Annotated in this window: 10 protein-coding genes; 5 read left to right on the top strand and 5 right to left on the bottom strand. The window is 57.4% G+C overall.

What is annotated here, in order from left to right; genetic code table 11:
• Positions 1-5: 5 nt before the first annotated feature.
• The gene (locus tag CFT65_RS10515; protein ID WP_088828006.1) at positions 6-1,739 is read right to left on the bottom strand and encodes a proline--tRNA ligase; all 1,734 of its coding nucleotides are present in this window, start codon (positions 1,737-1,739) and stop codon (positions 6-8) included.
• Positions 1,740-1,866: 127 nt separating this feature from the next.
• On the opposite strand from CFT65_RS10515, the gene CFT65_RS10520 reads away from it, so the two are divergent.
• Entirely contained in the window at positions 1,867-2,481 is a 615-nt protein-coding gene (locus tag CFT65_RS10520; RefSeq protein WP_088828218.1) for a TetR/AcrR family transcriptional regulator, read from the top strand.
• Between the two features lies 1 nt (position 2,482).
• On the opposite strand, the gene CFT65_RS10525 is transcribed toward CFT65_RS10520, so the two are convergent.
• Positions 2,483-2,980: an Lrp/AsnC family transcriptional regulator gene (locus tag CFT65_RS10525; protein ID WP_088828008.1), complete on the bottom strand. Its 498-nt coding sequence runs from the start codon at positions 2,978-2,980 to the stop codon at positions 2,483-2,485.
• Positions 2,981-3,125: 145 nt separating this feature from the next.
• On the opposite strand from CFT65_RS10525, the gene leuA reads away from it, so the two are divergent.
• A complete protein-coding gene (leuA, locus tag CFT65_RS10530) occupies positions 3,126-4,820 on the top strand; it encodes a 2-isopropylmalate synthase (protein WP_088828009.1) in 1,695 nt (564 codons plus the stop codon).
• A 91-nt stretch (positions 4,821-4,911) separates the two neighbouring features.
• Here the strand turns inward: leuA and CFT65_RS10535 are convergent, their stop codons facing one another.
• The 3 genes from CFT65_RS10535 to xseA form a co-directional block, all read right to left on the bottom strand.
• A complete protein-coding gene (locus tag CFT65_RS10535) occupies positions 4,912-5,121 on the bottom strand; it encodes a cold-shock protein (RefSeq protein WP_008169155.1) in 210 nt (69 codons plus the stop codon).
• A 315-nt stretch (positions 5,122-5,436) separates the two neighbouring features.
• A complete protein-coding gene (locus CFT65_RS10540) occupies positions 5,437-7,311 on the bottom strand; it encodes a propionyl-CoA synthetase (protein ID WP_088828011.1) in 1,875 nt (624 codons plus the stop codon).
• An 89-nt stretch (positions 7,312-7,400) separates the two neighbouring features.
• Positions 7,401-8,792 (bottom strand): exodeoxyribonuclease VII large subunit, encoded by a 1,392-nt coding sequence (gene xseA / locus CFT65_RS10545; protein ID WP_088828013.1) that lies wholly within the window; start codon positions 8,790-8,792, stop codon positions 7,401-7,403.
• Between the two features lie 192 nt (positions 8,793-8,984).
• On the opposite strand from xseA, the gene guaB reads away from it, so the two are divergent.
• The 3 genes from guaB to tadA all read left to right on the top strand — a co-directional run bounded on the left by guaB (position 8,985) and on the right by tadA (position 12,612).
• Positions 8,985-10,448, top strand: coding sequence for an IMP dehydrogenase (gene guaB, locus CFT65_RS10550; protein WP_088828014.1), 1,464 nt, complete (start codon positions 8,985-8,987; stop codon positions 10,446-10,448).
• Between the two features lie 62 nt (positions 10,449-10,510).
• On the top strand, positions 10,511-12,088 hold the full coding sequence (gene guaA, locus CFT65_RS10555) for a glutamine-hydrolyzing GMP synthase (RefSeq protein ID WP_088828016.1): 1,578 nt from the start codon (positions 10,511-10,513) through the stop codon (positions 12,086-12,088).
• Positions 12,089-12,108: 20 nt separating this feature from the next.
• Positions 12,109-12,612, top strand: a complete 504-nt coding sequence (gene tadA / locus CFT65_RS10560) for a tRNA adenosine(34) deaminase TadA (RefSeq protein ID WP_088828017.1) — start codon at positions 12,109-12,111, stop codon at positions 12,610-12,612.
• Positions 12,613-12,617: the final 5 nt, after the last annotated feature.

Raw genomic sequence — 12,617 nt, forward strand, 5'->3', positions numbered from 1 at the left:
CGGATTCAGAGCCCTTTGCGGGGCGAGGCGTTTACCAGGAAAGGCAGCGCTTTAGCCACCGGAACATCCTGTTTTTCCGCATCTCTTCGACCCTTGTATTCCAGGGTTCCTGCAGCCAGACCTCGCTCTGACACCACGAACCGGTGCGGTATGCCGATCAGTTCCATATCAGCAAACTTCACGCCCGGACGCTCTTTGCGGTCATCCAGAAGCACGTCGTAGCCGGCCTGGCGGAGCTGCTCGTAAAGCTTTTCGCCGGCCTCGGCAACCGTGGGTGACTTGTGGGCGTTAAGAGTGACGATGGCCACCTGGAAAGGCGCAATGGCATCGGGCCAGATGATGCCGTTGTCATCGTGGTTCTGTTCAATGGCCGCGGCAACAACCCGGGAAACACCCAGGCCGTAACAGCCCATGTCCATAATCACGGTTTTGCCGTTCTCATCGAGAACCGTGGCGTTCATGGCAGTGCTGTACTTGTTGCCAAGTTTGAAGATGTGGCCCACTTCAATGCCGCGCCGGATCTCCAGCGTGCCCTTGCCATCGGGGCTGGGATCGCCCTCAACCACGTTGCGCAGGTCTTCCACCCGTTCAAGCGCTGCGTCTCTCTCCCAGTTCACGCCGGTCAGGTGGAAAGCTTCCCGGTTGGCGCCGCAGACAAAGTCCGCCAGGTGAGCTGCACTGCGGTCAACAATAACCGGTACATTGAGTTTTACCGGTCCGATAGAGCCGGCCTTGCAGCCGACGGCCTGTTCGATTTCCTCGTCGGTGGCCATGGTCAGGGGCTCGGCCACGCCGGGCAGGTTTTCGGCCTTGATTTCGTTGAGGGTGTGGTCGCCACGAAGAACCAGTGCAACCAGGCCGGACTTGCCATTTTCGTCCGCTTCCGCCTTGACCAAAAGGGTCTTGACCGTGCGGGTAGCATCAATGCCCAGAAGCGCTGACACGGCCTCAATGGTTTTTTGATCCGGCGTAGCGACTTCCTTCATCTCCTCGGCCGGAGCAGGGCGATTACCGCGCGGGGCTACCGCCTCTGCTTTCTCGATATTGGCCGCGTAATCGCTTTCTGTGCTGAACACGATGTCGTCTTCGCCGGAGGACGCGAGTACATGGAATTCGTGGGATGCGCTGCCGCCAATGGCGCCGGAGTCTGCCTGCACCGCGCGATAATCGAGGCCAAACCGGTCGAAGATGGCGCAGTAGGTGCTGTGCATCAGTTCATAGGTTTCGTTCAGGGATTCTGCGTTCAGATGAAAGGAGTAGGCATCCTTCATGAGGAATTCCCTAGCCCGCATCACGCCAAACCGGGGGCGACGCTCGTCCCGGAATTTGGTCTGGACCTGGTAGAAGTTGGCTGGCAACTCCTTGTAGCTGCTGATCTCATTCCGGATCAGGTCGGTAATGACCTCTTCGTGAGTCGGTCCGAAACAGAAATCACGGCCATGACGGTCTTTCATTCGCAGCAGTTCGCCGCCGTACTGGGTCCAGCGGCCGGATTCCTCCCAGAGCTCGGCTGGCTGGACCGCCGGCATCAACACTTCCTGAGCACCACTCTTGTCCATTTCTTCGCGAACGATCCGCTCAACCTTACGCAGGGTACGCAGGCCCATCGGTAACCAGGTGTATAACCCGGCGGCCAGTTTGCGGATCATGCCGGCACGCAACATCAACTGATGGCTGATGATTTCGGCGTCGGCGGGGGTCTCTTTCTGGGTGGCAATCAGGTAGCGGCTCGCTCGCATCGTGTCTTCCGTTTGTAATAAATCTGAAGTGTTAGACTAATGGACAGGCGGCGGTTGGCCCGCCGAAGCCTTTATTTGTCGTAAAGTGGTCATTATTGTACGGAGCCTGTTGCACAAGGTACAGATGATGACCGACGAATCTATTGATGTAGCCCCGCGGCGCCGGCCGGTTCAGGCACGTAGCCGGGAGCGCGTTAACACCATCCTTCGCCATGCCGCCACGATTTTTCATGAGACCGGTGTCGATGCCGCGAGCATGTCATCCATTGCCCGACAGTCGGGCATGTCGCTGGCCTCCCTCTACCGTTACTTTCCCAACAAGGCGGCGATCGTCCATGCCATTGCCGAACAGCATGTAGAGAAGATGGAGCAGGCTCTGCGGGAACGGTTACAGGAACTGAACCTAAGTGATGCTGTAGACGTTCTCATTGATCAGTTCTACGAGTTCTACCGTAACGAGCCTGCCTATTCCGCGATCTGGAGTGGCGTGGAGGCCATGCCGGAGCTCAGGGAACTGGATTTGAGAGAGTTGTATACCAACGCCCGCGACCTGGACGAAAAACTCAAAGAGGAATGCCCCCGGGTCTCCGCTGACCGGCGCTGGACCGCAAGCCTTTTGCTGCCACGGTCCGCCGGCACTGTACTGCGGCTGGCGGTAACCCTGCCTGAAGCCCAGGGTCGGCAACTGGTGGAAGAGCTCAAATGCATGGCAAGGGCCTACGTTCGCGAGCTTATCGCCTGAATCAGGAAAGATACCCCAGTGGCAGGGCAGTGCTGTCGATCACTCGCCGAAGTACGAAGCTGGAGTGCACGCCGCTGACGCCCTGAATGCGGGTAATGCGGTTCAACAGAAAATGATGGTAGTGGTCCATGTCCGGTACCACCACCTTCAACATATAATCGGCGTCTTGGCCTGTGATCAGATAGCACTCCTGCACCTCAGGGTACTCCGCAACCTGCTCTTCAAACGCCGCGAAACGCTCAGGCGTGTGCCGGTCCATGCCAATCAGTATTATCGCCGTCAGCGACAGGCCAAGCTTCTTGTGGTCCAGAATAGTGACGGTTCTGACAATAACGCCGGCATCCTCAAGGGCCCGGACACGGCGCAGGCAGGGTGACGGTGACAGCCCGACTTTCTCTGCCAGTTCCTGGTTGGTCAGGGAGCCATCCTGCTGGAGCTGTTCGAGGATTCGACGGTCCATCTTGTCAATTTTGACGAGGGTTTTCTGGTTTTCAGCCATAAAATTCTATGAAATCTAGTTATTGGGCAACTTTTGGATTATAAAGTACGCTTTCCAACCAAAGTTCGCAATCAAATACCAGCTTTATCGCGTTAACCTATCTACATTGAAAATTTCATTTCCGAAACCGCAAGGAATTACACGCATGGCTTTCGATCATCGCAAATACGTTGCGTTCAAACCTGTTGCCAAAACCGACCGTCGCTGGCCGAACAAGGTCATCGAGAAGGCGCCCACGTGGTGTGCCGTGGACCTTCGGGATGGTAACCAGGCGCTGGTGAAGCCCATGTCTGTTGCCCAGAAAACGCGGATGTTCGAATTGCTGGTGAAATTGGGTTTCAAGGAAATCGAGATCGGCTTTCCGGCAGCCAGCCAGCCGGATTTCGACTTTTGCCGAAAGCTCATTGAGGAGAACCGCATCCCTGAGGATGTGAAGATTCAGGTGCTGACCCAGGCCCGTCCTGAACTGATCGAACGCACCTACGAAGCCCTGGCCGGAACCCGCAAGGCGATCGTCCACGTGTATAACTCTACCTCTACGGTGCAGCGGGAGCAGGTATTTGGTCTGGATCGCGATGGCATCAGGGATATTGCCGTCAATGGCGCGCAACTGGTCCGCGACATCGCCGCGCGCCACCCGGAGACCGAGTGGACCTTCCAGTATTCACCGGAAAGCTTTACCGGTACCGAGCTGGATTTCGCCGCAGAAGTGATTGATGCGGTGAGCGAGGTCTGGCGTCCTGAAGAGGGCCAGGCGATGATCGTAAATCTGCCTGCCACCGTTGAGATGGCGACACCCAATGTGTTCGCGGACCAGATTGAATGGATCTGCGACAACATCCAGCGCCGGGAGCACATCAGCATCAGTGTGCACACCCATAACGACCGTGGCTGCGCCGTGGCCGCCGCCGAACTGGCGGTGATGGCCGGGGCCGACCGGGTTGAGGGCACCCTGATGGGCAACGGTGAGCGCACCGGCAACATGGACCTGGTAACCATGGCCATGAACCTTTATTCCCAGGGCATTGATCCAACTCTGGATTTGTCTGGCATGGCGGAGATCACCGAGGTGGTTGAGGCCTGTACCGAGATTTCCACCCATCCGCGCCATCCCTACGCCGGCGAGCTGGTCTTCACTGCCTTCTCCGGCAGCCATCAGGATGCCATTCGCAAGTGTCTGGCACGTCGCAAGGATGGCGAGACCTGGCATGTCGCCTACCTGCCTATTGATCCGTTTGACGTCGGCCGGCGCTACGAGGAAGTGGTTCGCATCAACAGTCAGTCTGGCAAGGGCGGTGTCGCCTATGTGCTGGAGCGGGATTACAACATCAGCCTGCCACGCTGGTTGCAGATCGAGTTCAGCAAGGTGGTCCAGAGAGAGGCGGAAACCAACGGCGGTGAGATCGACTCACTGACCATTCATCGCCTGTTCGAGGATCGCTATCTGAAAGTCCACGTCGATTGGGCTCTGCGCTCCTACGACCTGCATCGGGACGAAGAAGGCGTTCACGCCGAGGTGTCGGTGGGTCGTGATGCGTCGCCGGTTCGCCTGGATGGTCATGGGCTGGGCGCTGTGGAGGCGGTATCGGAAGCGCTGGAGAAGCGTTTTGGTATCTCCATTGCAGTTGAAGCTTACGACGAGTTTGCCTTGGGTGAGGGCACCAAGGCCAACGCCCTGGCCTGTATTCGGTTGACCGCAAACGATATGCATTGCAGTGCAGCGGCACTGGCAGAAGACACGACGTCTGCCACCTTGCAGGCCTTGTTTTCGGCGGTAGCCCAGGCGGTGGGTGTCGAAATGCCTGAGGCAGAAGCGGAGGCTGAAACGGCGGGTGCCTGAAAACCTGCCATCCTGACGACACAAGCCGGCACGAATGCCGGCTTGTTAGTTTTCCGATGCCCGTGAGGGGCAAAGGACGGAGCGTAGACCCTCAAACCGGGGTAACGTTTTCCGCCTGTGGGCCTTTCGGTCCCTGTGTTACGGTAAACTGTACCTGTTGACCTTCGGTCAGGGTACGGAAACCGCTTGCATTGATTGCGCTGTAGTGAACAAACACGTCGCTGCCACCGTCCTGAGCGATGAAGCCAAAGCCTTTGGACTCGTTAAACCACTTAACGTGGCCGGTTTTAGTATCGGACATTGATCTTTCCTGTATTTCTGTAATTTGCCCTCACGGGACCTTCAAAATTCCACATGGAATCGTTGCTGAGAAATCCAGAGAGTACTGAGGAAGGGGCAACGAAGAGCACTTCGGCAGGACGTTGAAACGCATTCACCAAATACCGCTGTATTTTCACAGCAATTTCAGTATAGACCGACTTTGAGGGGCGTCAACGAAATTTTGCACCTTTTATGCGGGTTTTAATCTGGGCAAAAACAACGGGTTGGGCCTCAGTTGAACAAAAAATGCCCGCCTCCCGTTTGCCGGGGGCGGGCGGGGTTCAGGACGCTTCCGTTAGTGGCGGAATTGCTCGCTGATTTCTTCCAGAATGGCCGGATCATCAATGGTGCTGGGAACCGAGTACTCCTCGCCATCAGCGATCTGACGGATAACCCGCCTGAGGATCTTGCCGGAACGTGTCTTGGGCAGGCGATCTACCACCAGGGCGCGCCGGAAACAGGCAATGGCACCAATCTTGTCGCGAACCATCTCCACCAGCTCATCTTCCAGTTCGTCATGGTCGATGGTTGCGCCGTCCTTGATCAGAACCAGTCCGATGGGGATCTGCCCCTTCATATCATCGTGCGCACCCACTACGCAGCACTCGGCCACGGCCGGATGGGAGGCTACCACTTCCTCCATCTCGCCGGTGGAAAGCCGGTGGCCGGCCACATTGATAACGTCATCGGTACGACCCATAACGAACACGTACCCGTCATCGTCAATGAAGCCGCCGTCGCCGGAGCTGTAGAATCCCGATATCGGGTCCAGGTAGGTTTTGCGGAATCGCTCGTCGTCGCCCCAGACTGTAACCATGCAGCCTGGTGGCAGGGGCAGTTTCACCGCAATCTGGCCCTGCTCGCCTGCAGGCATCTGGCTGCCGTTCATGTCGACCACCTGAACGTTGTAACCGGGGGAGGGCACGGTCGCCGAACCCGGTTTGGTGGCCATCATTTCGATACCTACCGGATTACAGCAAATGGCCCAGCCGGTTTCGGTCTGCCACCAGTGGTCGAGAACCGGGAGGCCAGTATGTTCCTTCAGCCATTCATAGGTGGCTGGATCCAGGCGTTCGCCGGCAAGGAACAGGCGTTTCAATGAACTGATATCGTAGCGTGACAGCTGATCCGCTTCCGGATCTTCCTTGCGAACGGCGCGGAATGCGGTCGGGGCGGTAAACAGCATATTAACCTTATGGTCTTGAACCACGCGCCAGAATGCGCCGGCATCCGGAGTTTTCACCGGTTTGCCCTCGTACATGATGGTGGTGCAGCCTGCAAACAGCGGGGCGTAAACAATATAGCTGTGGCCAACCACCCAGCCAACGTCGGAGGCCGCCCAGTAAACATCACCGGGTTTGGCGTCGTAGACCAGCTTCATGCTGTAGTTCAGCGCAACCGCGTGACCACCGTTATCACGCACTACACCCTTGGGCTTACCGGTAGTGCCGGAGGTGTACAGGATATAGAGCGGGTCTGTTGACTTCACGGGCACCGGATCGGTCGGCTCAGCCGTTTTCATCAACTCGTTCCAGTCGTGGTCCCGGCCCGCCTGAAGGTCGGCCTTCACCTGTGGGCGCTGGTACACAATGCAGGTTTCGGGTTTGTGGCTGGCCTGGTCGATGGCCTTGTTGACCAGAGGCTTGTACTCAATCAGTTTGGTGACTTCGATACCGCAGGAAGCGGTAATCACTGCCTTCGGTTTCGCGTCATCAATGCGAACCGCAAGTTCATGGGCAGCAAAACCGCCAAAGACCACAGAATGAATAGCGCCAATCCGCGCGCAGCCCAGCATTGCAATGACGGCTTCCGGGATCATCGGCATGTAGATGATGACCCGGTCACCCTTGGTGATACCGCGGTCCTTCAGGGCACCGGCGAACCGGGCCACTTCGTCGGTCAGTTCGTTATAGGTGTAGGAACGCTGGGTATCGGTAACCGGAGAATCGTAGATCAGGGCTTGCTGGTCGCCTCGGCCTGCACGGAGGTTCGCATCCAGGGCGACATCGCAGGTGTTCAGGGTGCCATCAGGGAACCACTGCCCGTGCCCATTGTCGGTTGGCTGCCAGATGGTTTTCGGCGGTTCGATCCAGTCAATTTTTTCCGCCTGTTCACGCCAGAATTCGTCCGGTTTGTCTATCGACCGCCGGAACTCTGAGTGGTAGTCCATACATTCCACCTCATCGTGCCTGTTGTTGTTTTAATACGTTTCCTGACAACTTTAGGCCGTTTGAAATCATGGACTAGTAGACCATAGGCTTAGTCTGGCGGGTTTAGGTCCGCAGATTTGACCGAAGTCACCTTTGCCGTCATTTCACCCTTGGCAACACGGGCCGAAATGGTGTCGCCCTGGCCGACGTCAGATGCGTCACGGATGATGTTCCCCTGACTGTCGCGGACAATGGCATAGCCTCGGCCCAGCGTCGCCAGAGGGCTGACCACGTTCAGGGTCTGCGCAGCGTGCTCAAGGTTGTCCCGGCGCTGTCTCAGTGTCTGATGGATGACAGCAGTCAGTCGCTCGCTCACGCGTCGGAGGCCTTCCTGGCTATCCGAGACCTGGCGGCGGGGTGACTGCATGACCAGTCTCTGGCGCAGGTGATCGTTGCGCACGCCAACGGTTATGAGGCGTTGTCGGATGGCCTTCTGGAGGCGCATTTCCAGGTCATCCATGCGCTGTGCTTTCTCGAGAAGCTCCCTCCTGGGGTCCCGTAACCGTGCGCTCAGATGTCCGAGCTGGGTGCCCAGACGCTTCAGGGCAAGCCCCATCGCGTTAGATAGACGGAATTCCCGCTCACGGAGTTGTCTGAGCCAGTCAGACTGATCCGGTGAAATCTTCTCGGCCGCCGCCGAGGGTGTCGGCGCCCGAAGATCGGCCACGAAATCTGCAATGGTGACATCCACTTCGTGACCAACTGCGCTGACGGTGGGAATCCGGCAGTCAGCAATGGCACGGGCTACCGCTTCTTCATTGAAACACCAGAGATCCTCCAGGGAACCACCGCCACGGCCGATAATCAGCACATCGGCAGCGCCGTGGTTCTGGGCGGATTCGATGGCTCGCACGATGTCTGCGGTAGCCGCTTTGCCCTGCACGGCAGTGGGATAGAGCGTTACCGGTATAGCGGGGCATCGCCGGGCGAGAACGGTGAGTATGTCGTGGATCGCGGCGCCGGTGGGTGAGGTGACTACGCCAATGTGTCTGGGCAGTGACGGCAGCGACTTCTTGCGGGCCTGTTCAAACAGCCCCTCGGCCAACAGCTTACGCTTGAGCTCCTCGAACGCCTGTTGCAAAGCGCCGAGGCCCGCAGGCTCAATGTGTTCAACGATAATCTGGAAATCACCGCGGTTTTCATAAAGCGTCACTTTGCCACGGATCCGCACCTGATCTCCCTCTTTCGGTGGTGTGCGAATGCGCTGGTTCATGCCCCGGAACATGGCGCAGCGAACCTGGCATTTGCGGTCTTTCAGGGAAAAGTACCAGTGTCCGGAAGAGGGGCGTGAAAACCCTGAGAGTTCACCTTCGACCCATACCTGCATAAAGCTGGACTCCAGCAGGTGCCTGGCCTGATGGTTCAGTTCACTGACACTGAGTGCCCGGGGCCGGGTGTCCTGAAAATGCGGCGTTGCCGGTCCTGATCCGTCGTTATACATACGCAATAGCCGAAAATAGGGAGGGTAAAAATAGCGAAATTTCAAAAAGATGCAATCGAACCTTAAAAACGGGCCGGTTTACTGTCTCCGAGAGCCCCATTATAATAGATCGATTAAGGATTTTGCTTTGTCGTACCGCGGCGGGTACGGCACGGAAATTCCCAACTTAGCACGATCAAAAGGCGGATCCCAATGCTGCGAATTGCCGAAGAAGCCCTCACATTTGATGACGTTCTGCTGGTTCCCGGATATTCAGAAGTTCTGCCCCACGAGGTCAGTCTTCAGACTCAACTGACCAAGGATATCACCCTCAATATTCCTCTTCTGTCATCCGCCATGGATACCGTTACTGACGCAGAGTTGGCCATCGCCATGGCCCAGGAAGGCGGTATCGGCATCATGCACAAGAACATGACCGTTGAGCAACAGGCTGCGGCTGTTCGCAAGGTCAAGAAGTTCGAAAGTGGTGTGGTGAAGGATCCGATTACCGTTTCGCCTGAGACCACCGTTCGGGAACTCGTGGATATCACCATGGCAAACAGCATCTCAGGCCTGCCGGTTGTCGATGGTCACGACCTGATCGGTATCGTGACTGGCCGTGACATCCGGTTTGAAAGTCGTATGGATACGCTGGTTCGGGAAATCATGACGCCGAAGGAGAAGCTGGTAACGGTCAAGGAAGGGGCCTGCCTTGAGGAAGTGAAAGAGCTGCTGCATCGCCATCGGATCGAAAAGGTTCTGGTCGTCAACGACAACTTTGAGCTGCGCGGCCTGATTACCGTGAAGGATATCCAGAAAGCCAAGGATTATCCGCTGGCATGTAAAGACGACCAGGGCCGTTTGAGAGTTGGCGCGGCCGTCAGCACCGGTGGCGACACTGAGGCGCGGATTACCGCACTGGCTGAGGCCGGCGTTGACGTAATCGTGGTCGACACCGCCCACGGCCATTCCCGTGGTGTTATGGAGCGTGTCCGCTGGATCAAACAGAATTTCCCGGATGTTCAGGTGATTGGCGGTAACATTGCTACTTCCCACGCAGCAATCGCCCTGGCAGACGCCGGAGCGGATGCCGTCAAGGTAGGCATCGGTCCCGGATCCATCTGTACCACCCGTATTGTGGCCGGTATCGGTGTGCCCCAGATTTCTGCGGTGTCCAACGTTGCGGCCGCCCTTAAAGACCGTGGCGTACCGCTGATTGCCGATGGTGGTATCCGGTTCTCTGGCGACATTGCCAAGGCCATTGCCGCGGGCGCCCACAGCGTCATGATCGGCAGCCTGCTGGCTGGCACCGATGAAGCTCCGGGTGAAGTCGAACTGTTCCAGGGCCGCAGTTACAAAGCGTACCGGGGCATGGGTTCTATCGGCGCCATGGGGCAGGGTTCCAGCGACCGTTACTTCCAGGACGCCAGCAAAGGCATCGAGAAGCTCGTGCCGGAAGGCATCGAGGGCCGCGTGGCCTGCAAAGGCCCGATGCGCAACATCGTGCATCAGCTCATTGGTGGTCTGCGAGCATCCATGGGCTACACCGGTAGTGCCACCATGGAAGAAATGCGTACCAAACCGGAATTTGTGCGCATTACCAACGCCGGCATGCGAGAGAGCCATGTTCACGACGTGACCATTACCAAAGAAGCGCCCAACTACCGTATCGGTTAATCATTGCCCCACCAGACGCGGCCCCCAGAGGGCCGCGTTGTTTATTCAGCTCCGAGGACTCCATGGCCCAGAACATTCACGACCACCGCATCCTGATTCTCGATTTCGGTTCCCAGTACACCCAGCTGATTGCCCGCCGTGTTCGCGAGATCGGCGTTTACTGTGAAATCAAGGCGTTCGATATCACCGATGAAGAGCTAAATGAATTCAATCCCAAAGGGATTATTCTTGCCGGTGGTCCGGAGTCGGTAACTCAGCTGGGCGGACCCCGGGCGCCGGAAGGATTGTTTGACCGCGGTATTCCGATTCTCGGCATCTGTTACGGCATGCAGACCATGGCAGAGCAGCTTGGAGGCCGCGTTGCCAGTTCAGAGAAGCGTGAGTTTGGCTATGCCCAGGTCAAGGTGCGCGCCAAGGGCCCGCTCCTGGCCGATATCACTGACCATCTGACGCCGGCAGGTGAGTCGTTGCTGGATGTATGGATGAGCCACGGAGACAAGGTGGTGGCGATGCCCGAGGGCTTTGAGCTTCTGGCCTCTACCGAGAGTGCGCCGATTTCTGCAATGCAGGATCTCAGCCGGAACCTTTACGGTGTTCAGTTCCACCCCGAAGTAACCCACACCCTTCAGGGCAAGCGGATTCTCGAGCACTTCATCCTGACTATCTGTAACTGCGAAGCGCTCTGGACACCGGCCAAGATCGTTGATGATGCGGTTCAGAAAATTCGCGAGCAGGTGGGCAGCGACAAGGTATTGCTTGGTTTGTCCGGTGGTGTCGATTCCTCGGTGACGGCAGCACTGCTGCACCGCGCAATCGGTGATCAGCTGACCTGTGTCTTTGTGGACAATGGTCTGCTGCGTCTGCACGAAGGCGATCAGGTGATGGACATGTTCGCCAGCAATATGGGTGTAAAGGTGATTCGGGTCGACTCGGAAGACCTGTTCCTGTCCAAGCTCAAGGGTGTCGCTGATCCCGAACAGAAACGCAAGATTATCGGCAACACCTTTATCGACGTATTCGACGATGAGGCTGCCAATATCAAGGACGTGAACTGGCTGGCCCAGGGCACGATCTATCCGGATGTGATCGAGTCTGCCGCATCCAAGACCGGGAAGGCCCATGTCATCAAGTCCCACCACAACGTGGGTGGCCTGCCGGAAACCATGAAAATGAAGCTGGTTGAGCCGCTGCGGGAGCTTTTCAAAGATGAAGTCCGCCGAATTGGCCTTGAACTCGGCTTGCCATACGACATGGTGTACCGTCACCCGTTCCCGGGGCCGGGCCTGGGCGTGCGTATTCTTGGCGAAGTGAAAAAGGAATACGCCGATATCCTGCGCAAGGCAGATGCCATCTTCCTGGAAGAGCTTCATCGCGCCGATTTCTACCACAAGACCAGCCAGGCCTTTGCGGTATTCCTGCCGGTCAAGTCGGTGGGCGTGGTAGGAGATGCCCGCCGCTACGAATACGTAGTGGCCCTGCGTGCTGTTGAAACCATCGATTTCATGACCGCCCGCTGGGCGCATCTGCCGTATGATTTGTTGGAGACCGTCTCAAACCGGATTATCAACGAGATCACTGGCGTTTCCCGGGTGACCTATGATGTTTCGTCCAAGCCGCCGGCAACGATTGAGTGGGAATAATCGGCAGGTGACCGGGTCCGATGTCTGAGGTGACAGCGGAAGACAAATACTGGATGACTAGGGCGCTTCAGCTGGCCGGCGAAGCCTCAGAAAAAGGCGAGGTGCCTGTTGGCGCTGTGGTGGTTCTGGACGGCAAGGAGATCGGCGCTGGTTTTAACGCGCCGATTTCCGGTTGCGATCCCACGGCCCATGCAGAAATCCGGGCCCTGCGCGATGCCGCTGCCAGGGTGGGCAATTATCGGCTGCCCGAAGCCACGCTTTACGTTACTCTGGAGCCCTGTACCATGTGCGTCGGTGCCATCGTTCATGGCCGAATCAGTCGGCTTGTGTACGGTGCCAGTGAGCCCAAGGCAGGCGCGATAGAATCTGCACGCCGAACGCTTGAAGAGCCCCATCTGAACTGGGACGTGACCGCCGTTGGTGGTGTTCTCTCGGATGAGTGCAGCCAGGTCATCAGTGAGTTTTTCAGTCGGCGCCGGGCAGAGATCCGGCGTTTGCGCAAACAGAATTCAGGGAAGGAGTAGTTCTC

It is taken from the genome of Marinobacter sp. es.048 (genome assembly GCF_900188435.1).
In the GTDB taxonomy this organism is placed as follows: domain Bacteria; phylum Pseudomonadota; class Gammaproteobacteria; order Pseudomonadales; family Oleiphilaceae; genus Marinobacter.